This window comes from Arthrobacter sp. SAFR-023, assembly GCF_051965295.1.
In the GTDB taxonomy this organism is placed as follows: Bacteria; Actinomycetota; Actinomycetes; order Actinomycetales; family Micrococcaceae; genus Arthrobacter.
On record NZ_JBQCMF010000019.1, the window covers coordinates 16,027 to 31,899 of the forward strand.

16 protein-coding genes are annotated in these 15,873 nt (G+C 64.8%); all 16 read left to right on the forward strand.

Going from position 1 to position 15,873, the window contains the following annotated elements; all coding sequences use genetic code 11:
* The first annotated feature begins 62 nt into the window (after positions 1-62).
* The 16 genes from ACTHQX_RS18460 (at position 63) to ACTHQX_RS18535 (ending at position 15,693) form a co-directional block, all read left to right on the forward strand.
* On the forward strand, positions 63-878 hold the full coding sequence (locus ACTHQX_RS18460; RefSeq protein ID WP_440158702.1) for an MBL fold metallo-hydrolase: 816 nt from the start codon (positions 63-65) through the stop codon (positions 876-878).
* A 94-nt stretch (positions 879-972) separates the two neighbouring features.
* Positions 973-1,236, forward strand: a complete 264-nt coding sequence (locus ACTHQX_RS18465; protein WP_440158701.1) for a hypothetical protein — start codon at positions 973-975, stop codon at positions 1,234-1,236.
* 376 nt (positions 1,237-1,612) lie between these two features.
* Positions 1,613-1,816, forward strand: coding sequence for a hypothetical protein (locus ACTHQX_RS18470; RefSeq protein ID WP_440158700.1), 204 nt, complete (start codon positions 1,613-1,615; stop codon positions 1,814-1,816).
* 266 nt (positions 1,817-2,082) lie between these two features.
* On the forward strand, positions 2,083-3,318 hold the full coding sequence (locus ACTHQX_RS18475; RefSeq protein WP_440158699.1) for a MinD/ParA family ATP-binding protein: 1,236 nt from the start codon (positions 2,083-2,085) through the stop codon (positions 3,316-3,318).
* Positions 3,319-3,683: 365 nt separating this feature from the next.
* Complete coding sequence (locus tag ACTHQX_RS18480; protein ID WP_440174644.1) at positions 3,684-4,199, forward strand: SGNH/GDSL hydrolase family protein; 516 nt, start codon at positions 3,684-3,686, stop codon at positions 4,197-4,199.
* A 1,482-nt stretch (positions 4,200-5,681) separates the two neighbouring features.
* Positions 5,682-6,371 carry a hypothetical protein gene (locus ACTHQX_RS18485; RefSeq protein WP_440158697.1) on the forward strand — a complete coding sequence of 230 codons (690 nt, stop codon included), beginning with the start codon at positions 5,682-5,684 and terminating at the stop codon, positions 6,369-6,371.
* A gap of 89 nt (positions 6,372-6,460) precedes the next feature.
* Positions 6,461-6,718, forward strand: a complete 258-nt coding sequence (locus ACTHQX_RS18490; protein ID WP_440158696.1) for a hypothetical protein — start codon at positions 6,461-6,463, stop codon at positions 6,716-6,718.
* Between the two features lie 20 nt (positions 6,719-6,738).
* Positions 6,739-7,140 carry an FG-GAP repeat domain-containing protein gene (locus ACTHQX_RS18495; protein ID WP_440158695.1) on the forward strand — a complete coding sequence of 134 codons (402 nt, stop codon included), beginning with the start codon at positions 6,739-6,741 and terminating at the stop codon, positions 7,138-7,140.
* Positions 7,137-7,436 carry an FG-GAP repeat domain-containing protein gene (locus ACTHQX_RS18500; RefSeq protein WP_440158694.1) on the forward strand — a complete coding sequence of 100 codons (300 nt, stop codon included), beginning with the start codon at positions 7,137-7,139 and terminating at the stop codon, positions 7,434-7,436. Before ACTHQX_RS18495 ends, ACTHQX_RS18500 begins: the two co-directional genes overlap by 4 nt.
* A gap of 255 nt (positions 7,437-7,691) precedes the next feature.
* Positions 7,692-9,797, forward strand: a complete 2,106-nt coding sequence (locus ACTHQX_RS18505) for an acyltransferase family protein (protein WP_440158693.1) — start codon at positions 7,692-7,694, stop codon at positions 9,795-9,797.
* A 55-nt stretch (positions 9,798-9,852) separates the two neighbouring features.
* Entirely contained in the window at positions 9,853-10,971 is a 1,119-nt protein-coding gene (locus tag ACTHQX_RS18510; RefSeq protein ID WP_440158692.1) for an acyltransferase family protein, read from the forward strand.
* A gap of 177 nt (positions 10,972-11,148) precedes the next feature.
* Positions 11,149-11,700 carry an alternate-type signal peptide domain-containing protein gene (locus tag ACTHQX_RS18515; protein ID WP_440158691.1) on the forward strand — a complete coding sequence of 184 codons (552 nt, stop codon included), beginning with the start codon at positions 11,149-11,151 and terminating at the stop codon, positions 11,698-11,700.
* 70 nt (positions 11,701-11,770) lie between these two features.
* Positions 11,771-12,379 carry a SipW-dependent-type signal peptide-containing protein gene (locus ACTHQX_RS18520; RefSeq protein ID WP_440158690.1) on the forward strand — a complete coding sequence of 203 codons (609 nt, stop codon included), beginning with the start codon at positions 11,771-11,773 and terminating at the stop codon, positions 12,377-12,379.
* An 88-nt stretch (positions 12,380-12,467) separates the two neighbouring features.
* A complete protein-coding gene (locus ACTHQX_RS18525; RefSeq protein ID WP_440174640.1) occupies positions 12,468-12,962 on the forward strand; it encodes a signal peptidase I in 495 nt (164 codons plus the stop codon).
* A 529-nt stretch (positions 12,963-13,491) separates the two neighbouring features.
* A complete protein-coding gene (locus ACTHQX_RS18530) occupies positions 13,492-13,782 on the forward strand; it encodes a hypothetical protein (RefSeq protein WP_440158688.1) in 291 nt (96 codons plus the stop codon).
* A 153-nt stretch (positions 13,783-13,935) separates the two neighbouring features.
* Positions 13,936-15,693 carry a CAP domain-containing protein gene (locus ACTHQX_RS18535; RefSeq protein ID WP_440158687.1) on the forward strand — a complete coding sequence of 586 codons (1,758 nt, stop codon included), beginning with the start codon at positions 13,936-13,938 and terminating at the stop codon, positions 15,691-15,693.
* The last annotated feature ends 180 nt before the right edge of the window (positions 15,694-15,873 follow it).

A 15,873-nucleotide genomic window follows, 5' to 3' on the forward strand; every position in this document is an offset into this window, starting at 1 on the left:
CCAAGCTAGATGAGTACAATCGAGGCCAGAAGATCGCAGCTCCCCAGATTTATGGAGAAACAATGTCACGATGGCTCGACGTCGGCGCGGACAACTATGTGCTGGTGACTGAAGGTTCAAAACTCAACACTGGCCTGATCGTAGGAACCGAACGGGCTTTGGTGATCGATACTGGGTGCGGGCCGAGGCAAGGCAAGGAAATCCTGGACGCCGTACGGGAGAAGACCCCGCTGCCGCTTGTCGTGGTGAACACCCACGCACACTACGACCACTTTTTCGGCAACGCGGTCTTCACCGAGGCCGGCGTCGAGGAGTTCTGGGCGCACGAGAACTGCGCTGAGGAAATCGGTGAGGGCGGCGACGCACAGCGCAGTGAGGTCACGGAGACCGAACCTGAAATGGCTGCTGGCGACGGTGAGCACGTGGAGATCGTGGTCCCCAACGCAATCGTCCGTGACCAGCCAGTGCTCGTTGACCTCGGGGGTCAGACTGTCACGCTGTTCTATTTGGGCCGCGGGCATACCGACGGTGACCTCTTGGTCGGAACCACCACCACGCTGTTTGCCGGTGACCTCGTGGAGCAGGGCTCCCATCCGTCCTTCGAAGATTCGTACCCGGAGGAGTGGGCCGACGCGCTCCGGCACCTGTCGGCTCTCCGGCACCGCTACGAGTTCCTCGTCCCGGGGCACGGCGAACCCTGCAGCGACCGGTTCGTCAAGACCATGGCCGACACGATGACCACCGCTGTGCGTCAGGCCCGGCAGTCCATCCGCGACACGCCGGCTGATGCCACCAAAGCCATCCCGGTGCTGCCGTACGGGCCCGAGCAGTCGCGCTGGTTCATTAAGCGTCTGCAGGAGACCCGCCAACAGCACTGAACCAAGTACTCGCTGCAGTCCGCGTATCGGACGCCCGAAAACACAGGTATTGACTACGCTGTGGGTGTGACCTGTGCCACTCTAGGTTTGGGTCATGAATACTGGAATCAGGGCGGTCATCCGCCGCTTCATTGATACACACATCGTGGCCGATGACCCGTTCCCCGAGCGTTCATGGCTCGACCGGCAGGACATGCCGGGCGTGGAAGAGCGTGCCAGGGCTGCCGTTGCGGGTTTGCCCGTGGAGCCGCTGTCGCCGCTTCCCGGCCGACACGCAAGGCATGGCGGGTTCCCGCAGCGGCTGCGGCGGACGGTGCACCGCCACAACGCCGCCACTGGTCACGGCGACGGCATCTAGGCCTATCTAGGTGGGAAGCGCTACATCTTGATCAAACCTTGATGTTTGCTTGCGCTTTCCTTGAGTTTCAGTCCGTAGCGTCTCCGCCATGGGATTCCGTGGGGGAGGCCGATACGGTCGGGAATCGCGGCGCGAAGTACGCCGCCGTCAGCTTCGCGCACTGTCATTCGTCGGGCTGGCGGTTCTGGCAGTGGCGACTGCGGTGGTGGTGACGCTGGCCCTCCGGCGCTAGGGGCAGAGGCATGAAGCGCAATAGATGAATAGTGGTTGCACCAATGGGCGTGTCCAATTGGACAGCGCCCTTAAGTGCTAAGTAGGCTGGCGAACGACCCAAAAATGGGGGGTCCATTCCCAGCCCCTTTGTCGCACCCTGAGCATGGTCGCTCTGGTTGTGTCGAAGGAGCTGCCGCTTACGGAGGTCTCAACCGTGGCTGTCACCGATTTCGTTCTCGCGCTGTCCGGCTTGCTCGGCAGCCTGTTGATTCCGTTCGCCGGGCTCTACTGGATGCTCCGGCTCAAGCGCAGGGCCGTTGCCGTTGCCCCGGCGGCAGCCTCTTCCGTTCCGGGTGGGCTGAAATAGCCGTGCCGTACGTCGACATCAACCCGCACCGTAGTCGACCCAAATGGTGGGGCTACGTGGCGTTGGGCATTCTGCTAACGATCACTGCCGCTGTTGTTGTGGCAGCCCTCATTCACAGCTGAGAAACCGTGTCTTTTGGCGCCGCGACGAACGCCCTAGCTAGGTCGCTGATCAATAGGTACTTTGCCAGCGCCTAGAATGGCTATTTGAACGAGACCAATCGACCACTGCAGCGGGACGCCGCTGCGAGCCCGGGGGGAACGACCATGCCCAAGCCAGCGAACCGATTAGCCGAGGCCAGCCCCGACGGGCAGCCCGAGCTCCGCCGCCGCTTCCGCCGCCGCAATGACGACGGCTCCGACGCCTGGACAGGAACCTTTCCCGCCGTGACACCTGAGCCCACCGCACCGCCCCGTCCCGTCCGCAGCTCGTCCTGGGCGGAAGCGGCGGCCGTTGCCGATGCACTCTCCGACGCCCCTCCTGCACCGGCGGCTCCGCCGACGCCCGCGCGCCAGCCTGCGGGAGCGCTGCCGTCAAACGTACCGGAAAGCCTTCCGGAGCCTGAGGTGCCGGTTGCGGACGCCACCGCATTGCCGACGTCGTTTGTCCGGGAGCAGAAGCCGCGCCCGAAGAAGGGCTTCCGGGGCTTCCTGTACCGGGCGACCGGCGGCGCCTGGAACCTGGGCCCTAGCGCTCTTGAACGCGAGGAAGATGAGGTGGCCCGCCGGATCTCGCGCCAGCTGCAGGGCAGCTATAACACCGCAGTGCTCAGCCTGAAGGGCGGGATCGGCAAGACGTCCACCACCGTTGGGGTCGGCCTCACCCTTGCAGAGTTCCGTGGCGACCCGCCATGCGCCATCGACGCGAACCCCGACTCCGGCGACCTCGTGGAGCGCGCGTTGGGGGAAGGCATCTACCAGAAGGCCACTCCGCGGACGATTACAGATCTGCTCCGGAACATCGACTCCGTCGACTCGCTCACTGAGTTGTCACGCTATATGCACCACTCCGGCCGGCTGCACCTCATTGCTGGCGAACAGGACCCCGAGGTGTCCGATTCACTCACCGCCGAGGAATACCTCCGGATCCGCAGGCTTATCTCCAGCTACTACTCCGTGGCGCTTACGGACTGCGGCACCGGAGTGACGCACAACGCGATGAGTGGGATCCTGCAATCCGCGGACAACCTGATCATCGCTGCCGGTTACGCAGTGAGCGGCGCCAAGCGCGCACGCAGCACACTGCAGTGGCTCGCCGGTCACGGCTACGAGGATCTGGCCCGCAACGCCATCGTGGTGATCACGGACAAAGACGAGGTCTCCAACCGTGTGGACAAGGACGCGATCGAGGAGCACCTTGCCGGGATGTGCCGCGAGCTCATCGCCGTGCCGCACGACCGGGGAGTGGCCGATGGCGATTTGGTCACGCTGGACCACCTGAAGCCAGAGACGCGGCGGGCTTATAAGGAGATCGCTGCTGCAATCGTGGATGGGTACCGGTAGGGCGGTTGGCTTCAATAGCGCAGCTAGATTCTGAGGCTGGACCTAGCTGAACGCTGAGTGGCCCTTGCAGGTAATGTCCCTAGCATAGTCATGCCCGGTGACGGGGTCCGCCCATAGCTACCGGGTAGAATCAGGGCACATTACTTCTTCTGGGGGACATCTTGCGCGTTCGTCATGTCATCATAAGTGCCGTTGTTGCGGTGGCCGTCGTCGGCGGTGGAACTGCCGCAGCACTTCAGGTCCGAAAGAACCTGCAAGCGCTGCAGGACAACCGAAAGCAGGCGGCCCAGTGCGAGGCGATAAACGCTGAAATTAGGTCAGCCGGAGCGATCCAAGCGATTGGCGCGGGCAGCCTCAAGGTAGCGGTGCTGGGAGACTCCTATGCGGCCGGTGAGCATCTCGCTGACCCAGCTGCGGGGTGGGTTTCTAAGGTGGCTAGTTCGAAGAAATGGGCCGTCGGGGTTGATGCGATTGGAGGCACTGGCTTCCTCAACGGTGGCCCCTGTCTCACGCATAACTTTTCGTCTCGTATCGGCTCAGTGGTCGAGTCGAAGCCAGACATTCTTATCATCCAGGGTGGCCTCAACGACCACGGGCGGGCTCCCGAATCGGAAGCTCAGGCTGTGACCAAGGTTCTAAACCAAGCAAAGGTGATCAAGACTGTCATCGTTATTGGACCGGCCGATGTCCCGAAAGTTACGGATGAGGCCCCGACTGACGAGGCCCTCAAGGACGCCACGGTAACTGCTGGGCGGACCTATATCTCTGCCCTCGGATGGGATGACCTGACTTTCATCGAGGACGGACTGCACCTCACACAGGAAGGGCACGCCGCCTACGCCAGCCATGTGGCTGTGGCCCTCCCGGCTGTGCGCCCCTAGCCGGGCGGCATAGGGGTAAGGTCGTTTTGACTGGTTCACGGGGCGCCGCGCACTTCTTATCCCCCGGTAGACTTGAGGGCATAGTCTCCTAGCCAATGTAGAAAAAACTACTTCTCCCACTGGCACGATTCACTGGCAATTCTGCGGTTCGTTGCCGTCATGCTCGTGGTCGTGCATTACGCGTCGGTGACGCTGGTGCCCGAGTTGTATCCGTTGGTGTCCATGGTGCAGACGGGTTGACGTTCTTTTTCCTGCTGTCCGGTTCGTTCAGCAGTCCAAGGCAGCTGTGGACGGCGACGAACATCGAGCACAGGGTGATCGTCACCCGGGTGGAGATGGCCCCATCATGCCGCGTCCCCTTCCCACAGACGTACTTCCGTGCCTGCAGCCCGGGAGGACGTGATGGCGGCGGATCCGCCCACGGCCTCAAGCGCCCGGTGATGGACACGCGGACCCCTGCCGTCGGTCGGAAACCAGTCTGGGGTCGAAACCGGTCCCGGTGTCACGAACGGTGGCCGTGACACGTGCCGTCCGTCCACTGCGGTGGCCCGCACGCGGACATCGCAGCGGTCCGCCCGCCGCGGAATGGCGGGGGGAGTTGGTGACCGCCTCACAGGCCGCCTCGACAACTTCACGGACGACGCGGGCCGGCAGGAGAAGGTGCTCCGGTGAATCCGAGGTGACTGCCGCTTCCGGAACGTGAGTGCCGCCGTCGGCCGCAGGGCGGTCATCAGGCTGTCACGAAACAGCGCGTCCATCCGCCGCCTCCCGGTAGCGGGAGATGGCGTCCTCGGCCGCGGCAGGCGTCCAACAATTGCCCAGGGCGTCTTGACAAGCGTCACTCGTGTCCCCACCTCTGGTGACAATTACCCCACCAGCGGATGACCCCGATGACGGCGCAGTTAGGGAATGGCTAGCCTCTGAGAAGGCGCAAGGATTCCAACGGGTTTTATGGGGGGCCGTTGGGCTCCTTGCTGCCGTGGGAGGACCTCACGTCCAAATCGTGATTCGACACGCTGCCTTCCTACTCAAAGGCCGCCGACTCGCCCCGGTAGTCTCGCCGCACCACAACTGGAAGGTGCGGCCGCGATGACTATCTCTGAATACGCCTCAGCACTGGCACTTACGCTCGGGTCCTTGGCCGCAGCAAGCGGTCATTCTGCTGTGATCATCCGGACAAGGGCCCGACGCTAAGCAGGTCGTCCACGAGCACACCCCGTAACTCCTCGCAGCCTCGCGCGCTTGACGAGCCTGTTCCCCTTTGGGGCGTCGGCGGTTCATCGCCGCAACCGCCTGGACTGGGGACCCGACTCATTCACCCGCGGAACTTGCTGGGGGCTCTACCCACTTCGGCTGCATCTGAGGCAGCGGGGCGAGCAGCGCGTTCTGCAGCTCGTCGCTAACGCCGTTGGGAACATCCAAGTCGACGCCCATGGCCAACACCCACTGACTGATGTAGTTTCGTGCGGGGTTACGGTGACGGTGACTGCGCGAGCGAAGAAGGATTACGTTTTGAAGGCGGGTGCCGTCACTGAGTGGTCGGCGACGTTCAAGGCGACCCCGATTGAGGTGGTCCCGGCTGCAGTGGTGTTCACGGATAAGGACGGCACCGCCGAGGACACCTACACGGTCCCGGTGACCGAAGGTGTGGAGTACGTGGTCGGGGACAAGGTCGTTGAGACCGGCGCCCACCCGGGTAGCGGTACGGTGACGGTGACTGCGGGGGCGAAAACCGACTGCGTGGTCAAGGCCGGTGCTGTCACTGAGCGGTGGGCGACGTTCAAGGCGGCCCCGTTCGCGGTGGTCCCGGCTGCGGTGGTGTTCGCGGACGAGGACGGGACGGCGCAGGATGCCTACGTGATCCCGGCCGTTGAGGGTGTGGAGTACGTGGTCGGCGACACGGTCGTCGGGGCCAGAACGTATCCGGGCTCCGGGACGGTGACGGTGACGGCGCGGGCGAAGACGGACTACGTCCTGAAGACCGGTGCGGTCACTGAGTGGACGGCGACGTTCAAGGCAACCCCGTTCGAAGTGACACGGCTGCCGTTATATTCACGGACAAGGACGGCGCCGCGGAGGACACCTACCCCGTTCCCGAGACTGAGGGCGTGGAGTACCTGGTCGGCGACATGGTCGTCGAGGCGGGGACCCTTCCGGGCTCCGGCACTGTGACGGTGACGTCGCGGGCGAAGACGGACTTCGTCCTGAAGGCGGGTGCGGTCACGGAGTGGTCTGCGACGTTCAAGGCGGCCCCATAAGAAGTGACACCGGCTGCCGTTACATTCACGGACAAGGACGGCACTGCTCAGGACACGTATACGGTGCCCGTCGTGGAGGGTGTTGAGTATCTGGTCGGCGGCAAGGCCGTTGCTGCCGGGACCTATGCCGGGACAGGAACGGTCAACGTCACCGCGAAGGCCAAGGCGGACTACGTCCTGAAGGCCGGGGCGGTTGCATCCTGGTCCGCGACGTTCAATGCCGTGTTCCGCATGACCCTGGTTGTACCGCGGGTGACCTGAACAGCGACGGGAAGGCCGACATGATCGCCCGCGACAGCGCCGGAACTTTGTGGCTGTATCCCGGCAACGGGCGCGGGGGATGGCTCGCACGCACAAAGGTCGGCGGCGGCTGGAACGTCATGAACTCGCTCGTCGGGGCCGGCGACCTGAACGGGGACCGCAGGGCCGATATGCTCGCCCGTGACTCTGCCGGGACGCTGTGGGTGTACCCGGGCAACGGGCGCGGCGGCTGGCTGGCCCGCATCCGCGTGGGTGCCGGCTGGAACGTCATGAACTCCATCGTCGGGCCGGGTGATGTGAACGGTGACGGAAAGTCCGATGTGCTGGCCCGAAACACGGCTGGCACGCTCTGGGTCTACCCTGGCAACGGGCGCGGTGGCTGGCTGGCCAGGATCCGGGTGGCGGAGGCTGGAACGCGATGACCGCCGTCGTCGGTCCCGGCGACCTGACCGGTGACCGCAAGGCTGACATCCTGGCCCGCGACGCGAGCGGAATCCTCTGGGTCTACCGTGGCGACGGGCGGGGCGGTTTCGCCTCCCGGAGCAGCACGGGTGCGGGCTGGAATGCGATGGGCACCATCGCGGGCCGCGGCGATTTCAACGGCGACGGCAGGACAGATGCCCTGGCCATAGATGCCTCCGGCGTGCTCTGGCTGTACAAGGGCAATGGTGCTGGAAACTGGCTGGGCCGGTCATCCATGGGCGCCGGCTGGAACTGACACCTCAGCTTCACTGAACTGAACGGCCGCCGCACGAAGCTTCGTGCGGCGGCCGTTGCACTTTTCTGCCGGCCATAGAAGGCACGTCACGGTTCCCTGCTCTGTTCGAAAAGCTGGTTTTAGGCATGCCAAAATGAGAGGGCGTTTGGGGGCGGCACTCGCTGAACAGGCGGGCAGCCGGCGTGCTACCTATCCTTACGCTCTGCAAAAACGGCTGCTGTCCCACAGCCCGATGGCGATGACACTAAGGACACCATGAGCACCACGGACACTGTGCGTTCGGCACCGGCGGAGTCGCGGCGGCCGGCAACAGGCTTGCGGCCCCGCAGGGCATTCCGTGCCGATATCCAGGCCCTCCGCGCTGTTGCCGTGATGCTGGTGGTGCTCGATCACCTGGGCTGGGTGCCCGGCGGCTACGTCGGCGTCGACATTTTCTTCGTGATCTCCGGATTCCTCATCACCGCCCACCTGCTCAAGGAACTCACCGCAACGGGAAAGATCCGGCTCGGGTCCTTCTATGCCCGCCGTGTCCGCAGGCTCCTCCCCGCGGCTTTCACCGTCCTGGCCGTGGGAACGGCCGCAGCCATGATGTGGCAACCCTACGACCGGTGGGCGGCTTCCGCGGCCGAGATGCTGGCCAGCACCTTCTATGCGGAGAACTGGGTGCTGGCGGCGAAGGCTGTGGACTATTCGGCCTCCTCGGAATCGGCCACCTTCGCCCAGCATTACTGGTCGCTCTCGGTGGAGGAGCAGTTCTACCTGGCGTGGCCGTTGCTGCTCCTGGCGCTGTTCTGGGCCGCCGCGCGGTTCCGGAAGGCAAGCGCCCAGGTGATGCTCATCGGGATTGCGGCCGCCCTGGTGACCAGCCTCGTCTTCTCCGTGGTGATCACCTCGCTGTCGCCCAGCGAGGCCTATTTCGTGACCCCGGCACGCGTCTGGGAATTCGGGGCCGGCGCCCTGGTGGCTCTCGGCCTGGGCCGTCTCACGCTCGGACCGCGGCAGACGCAGGCAATCGGTTTTGCCGGATGGGCCCTGATCGCCTTCTCCGCCGTGACGTACAACCACGAAACCCCCTTCCCGGGCTGGCTCGCCCTGGTTCCCGTTCTGGGTACTGCCTTCGTGATCCTCGCGGGCAGCTTTGGCCGGCGGCCTGCCTTGGGGAAAGTGCTTGGCTGGACGCCGGTCCAGTACCTCGGCGACGTTTCGTACTCCCTGTACCTGTGGCACTGGCCCATCATTGTGGTGGCACCGTTCGCCCTGGGGCGGGCCCCGTCCCCCCTCGACAAGGTCCTCATACTGGTTCTCGCCATCCTGCTGGCCGCAGTGACGAAGGCCCTCGTGGAAGACCGCGGGCAGAGGTTCGTCTTCCTCACCGCGTCCAGGCGGAACACCTTTGGGGCCATGGCCGTCGCCATGGCCCTGCTGGCAGCCCTGTGCTTTGCGCAGGTCAAGGCAGCAGAATCCAGGGGGGAGCAGGACGAACGTGCCGCCGCGGCTGCGGCGCTCCAGCCATGCCGCGGCCCGGCCGCCATGGCACCGGGCGCCGACTGCGCGGACAGGTTCGGCCCCATCAGTGCGGCGGGAAGTCCGGAAGCACGGAAGTACTGGAAAACTCCGCCCGAGTGCGCACGGTCCACGGAGGAGGCCAGGATCGGGCTGCTCTGTGACTTTTCGAAAGGGAAAACTGACGCCGACGTCGTCTGGCTGGTGGGCGACTCCCACGCGCAGCACTGGCAGGCGGCTGTCTTCGCGGCCGCCAAGCAGCGTCGCTGGATCGTCAAGACCGCGATGGCTGGGGGATGCCCTGTAGCGGACGTCCACTTCATTGGCTTCAACGGACACACCGAGGCCGAGCCTGCCCGGAAGTGCAGGGACTGGGCCCGCCAGGTCACCACTGCCGTTGCGGAGGACCGCCCTCAGCGGATCTTCACCTCCGCCTTTGCCCGGAAGGTCGTCGTCGACGACGGTTCCGGCACGTCCGGGACGGAGCAGATTGTTGCCGGGCTGCACCGGACGTGGCAGCGCTGGACGGATGCGGGCGCGAAGGTGGATGTCCTGGCCGATCCGCCGCTCAGTGAGGGCGTCCGGGCGGCTGACTGCAGCGTCCTGAACGTCGCCGCCCCGGCCAAGTGCGCCGTCGAGCGTTCCAAGGCCCAGCCGCCGGATCCCCTCGTCCTGGCGGCCCAATCCGCCGGCAACAGCAAAGTCACTCTTGTCGATCTGACCGACTACTTCTGTGACGCGGAGAAGTGCTACAACGTGGTCGGCGGCGTGGCCGTCTACTACGACCCCATGCATTTGAACCGGGAGTTCAGCGAACTGTTCTGGCCCATGATCGTGGCCAAGATCGGCAAGGACTAGCGGACCCGGTTGGAGGCAACATGTGGCCGGCCGGTAAACTGGTCCGTTTATTGCCGTGACACATGGGAGAGAAAGCATTTCACGCACGCGGCTGGATTCACTGACAGGACTGCGGTTCATCGCCGCCATGCTGGTGGTTTTGTACCACGCGGCAGTGACGCTGGTGCCGGAGGCGTATCCGCTGGTGTCCATGGGGCAGACCGGCGTGACGTTCTTCTTCATGCTGTCCGGGTTTGTGCTCGCCTGGTCCATGAATCCAAGCACGTCCAGGCGCCAGTTCTACTGGCGCAGGTTCGCCAGGATCTGGCCGCTCCACGCGCTTACGACGGCGGCCGCCGTCGTCCTCGTTTTGGTCACCCAGGGTGACCAGTCAGTTCCCCAGCTGCTGTCCTCGCTGCTTCTGGTGCAGGGCTGGCTCGGCGAGCAGCACTGGGTCTACGCCTACAACGGGGTGTCCTGGTCGCTGTCCTGCGAGGCGTTCTTCTATGCGGTGTTCCCGTTCCTGGCGGTGCGGCTGGCACGCCTCGAGCCGGGGAAGCTCTTCCGCGCCGGCGCCACGGTTTTCGCGGCCGCTGTTGCTCTTGTGTCCGTCCTGCTGGCGTTCGCCCCCGGCTTCGACTGGGGTGCCCTGTTCTACACGTTCCCGGCGTTCAGGATTGCAGAGTTCACCGTGGGTGTGTGCCTGGCCATCGCCATGGGGAAGGGCTGGAAGCCCCGGGTCGGCGTGGGCGTCGGAACTGCCGCGGCCCTTGGTTCCTTCCTTCTGCTCGAAGCGGTGGACGGCATCGCGCCGTGGCATACCGCCGGGCCGCTGGCGGGAGCGCTCAGCATTCCGGGCTTCGCCCTCCTGATCGCGGCCTTTGCGGACCGGGACCGCTGCGGGGGCCGCCCCACCTTTGTCAGTGCCCCGGCCCTGGTGAAACTGGGGGAGTGGTCGTTCGCGCTCTACCTGGTCCACGAACTCGTGCTGCGGACAGCACTCGAACTGGGCCCGGAGAACCTCGCCCAGCGGGCCGCGCTCGCCGCCGTCGGAATTGCCTTGTCCATCCCGTTGGCCGGCGCCGCCTACACGTTCGTCGAGCGTCCCATTGAGGCCCGGCTGCGGAGCCGGGGCGCGAGTCGCGGCCCAGCGGCGGATACCCCCGAGCCAGAGAAGAGCCTGGTGGCCAAGTAGCGCCGCCGAGACACCAGACCCAAGTAGGTCTAGGGGCGCCGAACCAAGCCAACAGTTGAAGTTCAAATAAATTGAGCAATCCTTGATTCTTTACACCCTTTGTTCCTGAGAGTCGCATCGCATTGTTGTTCCAGCAAGACAACTTCCAAGCCACACCAAAGTCTGAGGGGACACATCATGAAGAACAGCACTCTGATCAAGGGAACCGCAGCTATCGCCGTTGGCGCAGCACTGTTGCTGGGCGGCGGCGGAACCCTGGCCAACTGGAATGCTTCGGCATCCACCACTCCGGGCACGATCGTTGCCGGTGACCTGAACGTCGAAAACGTCGCCGCAGGGACGTGGACGGACCGTAACGGCGTGGCCATCGCCAACATCGCCAACTACACAGTGGTGCCTGGCGACAAGCTGACCTTCACACAGGATTTGAAGGTGACGCTTCACGGCAACAAGATGGCAGCGAAGATCGAGACCAGCGGGGTGAACAACCCGAACAACGGCTTCACCGGCACGAACGTCACTGTGTCCCCCGTGAGCCTGAAGGTCGGCACCGCGGCTGTGGTGAACCCTCTCGTCGCCTCGACTAATACCCAAACGGTCACCGCTACCGTAACGTTTGAATTCAGCGCCAACACCGCTGACCGGATTGACGTGGGGGCGACCTACAAATTCAACACGGTCGGCTTCACCCTCACGCAGGTGAACTCCGCCAACGACGGCCTGTCCTAGTCCGGCGCCGGCGGGTGGCTGAACGGCCACCCGCCCGCTGACGATCGGAACCAGGACCAGGAGGAAACGCATGCGCATCAGGCGCTCGCTGCAGGCCGCGGCACTGATCGCCGCAGCAGTGGTCCTGGGCCTCCTGACCGTGCAGGGGACTTACGCCCTCTGGAACGCGACCACGTCAACGACCCCCGGAACTGTCTCCTCGGCATCGTTCGATGTAAAGATGACCGCAACGCCGAACAGCCAGACCACCACGAACATGACGCTGGCCAACGGTACCTCCGCCAACCTGGCCATCACCCCCACCGGCACATTTCTGCCAGGCGACTCGGCGTACGGGGGAGTGGTGGTCACCAACAACACCAACGCCGGCGGGTCTTTTAATACGGTAATCACCGCAACTAGGGAAACAGTGACCAGTACGGGAGACGGAAGCCTGGCACTCAATGTCACCGTCAACGCCAAACGCGGCACCTCTGCGGCAGACTGCAGCACCACCACCGGCTACACGGTCCTGGGAGTTTCCGGACTTGTATCTCCCACCGTTCCAAAGGGCGGGTCCACGGTCCTCTGTTTCCAGGTCACACTTAATTCGAACCCCCCGGCATCTGTGAAAGGACAAGCTGTGAACATCTCCCTGACGCTCACCGCCCGTCAGTGCGGGGTGCCCGGTGATTGCTGACCTGACCGCGCGGCCGGAACCTACGGATAGCAAGGGCAAGGGCGGTGGTCCGTGGTCCGCCGTCGGACGCATTGCCAGCAAGTCCGCGATGCTTATTGCCTTGTTTGCAGCGGTGGTGCTGATTGTGATCCCGCTGGCAACCGGATCGCAGACCTACACTATCCTCACCAAGTCCATGGTGCAGAAGTTCCCGCCGGGGACGTTCATGGTGATGAAGCCGGCGCCATTCGACGAGCTGAAATACGGCGATGTCATTACCTTTCAGCTGTACTCCGGCCGTCCGGACGTGGAGACCCACCGCATTGTTGGATTCGGTGCCACCCAGCAGGGTGAAAAGACCCTGATCACCAAGGGCGACAACAACGGCGCCAACGATCCTGAGCCAGTCCGTGCCATCCAAGTCAAGGGCAAGCTCTTCTACGCTGTCCCGTACGTGGGCTACGTGGCCAACGCCCTGGGCAACTCGGACCGGGGCACCTGGACCATCGTGGCCGCTGTCGGTCTGATCGGGTACGGGGCCTTCACGGTCTTTAAATCCCTCCGCCGGTCACGGAACCGTGCGACTCCAGCCGAGGTGGAATAGATGCTTCGGTTCCGGAATCTGCCAGGGGCAGCAGTGGCTGTCTGCGTATTCGTCCTCACCGTCATGCTGGGGCTCGGAGGCACGGCTGCGTCTGCCCTGTGGCAACAAAGCGCGAAAGCCACGGTGACCGTGACCGCGGCGGCGACGTGGCCGGCACCCGCCTTCTCGGGGTTTGTCTGTAGCAATGACAGCAACAAAACTACTGCGACCCTGCGCGCCACCGGCACGAGGGCCCCAGCCTCCCTGACTTATTCTGCGCTCCAGACCAACGGAACCTACGGCCCCTCGTATACCGACTCGGTGACCCTGGGCACCGTTAGCAGCGTGGCGTTGACCATGACCTCACCGATGATCGTCGCCAACAGGACCACTTCGCAGCTCACTGTCAGGGTAATTGCTACCTACTCAGACCAGACTGAGACCACCGCGACCGCAGTCGTGCAACTCGAACAAGGCAACAACAGCAACAAAGTCACCTGCATCTCACCTCTGGCCTAACCCAGCGCTGTACCAGGTGGTCGACGGCGTCGTGCCATGGCATACGGCTGGGCCGTTGGCGGGCGCGCTCTGCATCCCGGGTTTCGCCCTCCTGATTGCGGCCTACGCGGCCCGTGACCGCTGCGGGGGTCGCGCCACCTTCGCCCGTTCTCCTGCCATGGTGAAACTGGGCGAGTGGTCATTCGCGCTCTACCTGGTCCACGAGCTGGTGCTGCGGACAGCCCGGGAACTCGAACCGGAGGGCCTGGCCGAGCGCGCGGCGGGCCTGGCCGAGCGCGCGGCGGCGCCGTGGCGGATACACGCGAGCCCGAGCGGGAGCTGATGGCCAAGTAGCGTCAGCTTGGGGTGGCTGGCCCGGCGACGGCACCTGCCACCACAGTGTTGCCGAAGGATTGACGCAAGTCCTCCGGCCCGGGTGAAATCCGCTGTTACGTTTGAATTCACTTTGCTGTTGGGGGACCCGTGGGGGGAACAAATGAATAACTTGGTTATGCCTCGGCTCGCCTCGGTGCTGATTGCGGCGGGCATTATTTCTGGCGGAATGGCCGCACCGTCCCAGGCGGCGGAGACGGGCAACGCCATCAACACGCAGTCGCGCGATGCCGTGGTGGCTGCATACAAGTCGCGCTACCTGCCCTCCCAAGCGGAGGACATCAACTGGACGGGGTCGGTGGCCGGCTGCAATGCGGGGACCCAGTCGCCGAACTCGCTGGCCAGCGGAACGGCGGCGATCAACTTCTTCCGGGGCCTGGCGGGACTGGACAGCATCGTACTCACCGCTGCGCAGAACGACAAGGCGCAGGCCGCGGCACTGATGATGCATGCCCAAGGCACGCTGAGCCACTATCCCACCAGCGACTGGAAGTGCTTCACGGCGCAGGGCCAGGCCGGTGCCAACACGTCGAACCTGCACTACAGCTACCCCAGGATCCCCTCCATGGCCACGGTCCTCAGCGGATACATGGACGACGAGGGTTCCGGCAACGCGGACGTGGGGCACCGCCGCTGGCTCCTGAACCCGGCCACCACCACCATGGGCATCGGGACCACCAGCATGTTCAACGCCGTCAACGTCATCGGCGGCGGAACCAGCACGGCGCGGGCCAACCCAGACTTCATCGCCTTCCCGAATGCCGGCTACTTCCCGGCCCAGCTGCTGCCGCCGGGTCGCTGGTCGCTGTCCTCCGCCCGCGGCGTCGATTTTTCCAAAGCCGCTGTCACGGTCAGGAATGCTGCCGGGACGGACCTGTTGGCCACCACGTACCACGCCGCGAACGGCTACGGCCCGAACACCGTGGTCTTCGACGTCCCGCAGGTGCAGGTGCCCAGCGGCGCCAATGAAACGAACTACACGGTCAAGGTCACCGGCATGGTGCGGGACGGAAAGCCCCTCGAGCACACGTACACGGTGAAGCTGGTCGACGCCACCGTAGCCGGCCCGAGCACCCCGGACCCCACTCCGGCTCCGGCGGTCCCCACACCGCCGCCGGCGGCCCCGCCCGCAACCCCCACGATCAAGTCGCAGGACAGCGTGCTCGCCATTGATTCAGCAGGCACCCTGTGGAACTACGGGAACCTGAAGGCAGCCCGGACCAGAATCGGCACCGGCTGGGGCATCTTCAGCGACATTCACGTGACGGACTGGAACCGCGACGGCTACTTCGACATCCTCGGCAAGACCAAAGCCGGGCAACTTCACCTGTATAGGGCCCTCCGCGGCGGCGGCTTCGCCAGGGAGGCGATCGGCGGGGGCGGCTGGCAGAACTACACCATCGACGTCGGCCCTTGGCGGGTTGCCGACAAGTACCCCTCGATCGTGGCCAAGCACGTGGCCACCGGCAGGCTCTACCACTACGCCAACACGTCCGGGAAAGCGCCCAGCGCGGGCGTCCAGATCAGCGCGGGCTGGCAGAAGCTGGACATCAGCCTGCTCGACTGGAACCGGGACGGTGCCACGGACATCGTGGCGCGGAACGCGGCCAGCCAGCTGCTGCTCTACCGCACCAACGGCCGAGGTTCGTTTCTCGCGGAGAACCGCCCGGTCATCGGAGCCAGCTGGCAGGGCTTCACCTCCCTCACGGTGGCGCGCGGGCTGGGAGGGGCCGGGACCCAGGGCCTTTTGGCGCGCACCAAGGCCGGAACGTTGGTGTACTACCAGGCGAACACGTCCGCCTGGGCTGCCCCGCGGACGCTCGGTACCGGCTGGGGAGCGTACCTCATCGGCAGCCACTGACCTGCACCAGTCACTGATCTGCCTCTTGCACTGACTCGCCTTCCACTGACGCGCCGCCATCACGACTGGTGGCGGCGCGGGGCGCGGTCACGTGATGCCCACCAAGCCCGCCCCCCGCTAGACTCGTCCTGAACGCGGCGGGGGCCGCGCCACATAACTGCGTCCCGGCACCAGCGGCCG

Coding starts and splice junctions, on each gene's coding strand:
- ACTHQX_RS18460 (WP_440158702.1), top strand. CDS start 63: ATGTCACGATGGCTCGACGTCGGCGCGGACAACTATGTGCTGGTGACT.
- ACTHQX_RS18465 (WP_440158701.1), top strand. CDS start 973: ATGAATACTGGAATCAGGGCGGTCATCCGCCGCTTCATTGATACACAC.
- ACTHQX_RS18470 (WP_440158700.1), top strand. CDS start 1,613: ATGGTCGCTCTGGTTGTGTCGAAGGAGCTGCCGCTTACGGAGGTCTCA.
- ACTHQX_RS18475 (WP_440158699.1), top strand. CDS start 2,083: ATGCCCAAGCCAGCGAACCGATTAGCCGAGGCCAGCCCCGACGGGCAG.
- ACTHQX_RS18495 (WP_440158695.1), top strand. CDS start 6,739: ATGATCGCCCGCGACAGCGCCGGAACTTTGTGGCTGTATCCCGGCAAC.
- ACTHQX_RS18500 (WP_440158694.1), top strand. CDS start 7,137: ATGACCGCCGTCGTCGGTCCCGGCGACCTGACCGGTGACCGCAAGGCT.
- ACTHQX_RS18505 (WP_440158693.1), top strand. CDS start 7,692: ATGAGCACCACGGACACTGTGCGTTCGGCACCGGCGGAGTCGCGGCGG.
- ACTHQX_RS18515 (WP_440158691.1), top strand. CDS start 11,149: ATGAAGAACAGCACTCTGATCAAGGGAACCGCAGCTATCGCCGTTGGC.
- ACTHQX_RS18520 (WP_440158690.1), top strand. CDS start 11,771: ATGCGCATCAGGCGCTCGCTGCAGGCCGCGGCACTGATCGCCGCAGCA.
- ACTHQX_RS18525 (WP_440174640.1), top strand. CDS start 12,468: ATGCTTATTGCCTTGTTTGCAGCGGTGGTGCTGATTGTGATCCCGCTG.
- ACTHQX_RS18535 (WP_440158687.1), top strand. CDS start 13,936: ATGAATAACTTGGTTATGCCTCGGCTCGCCTCGGTGCTGATTGCGGCG.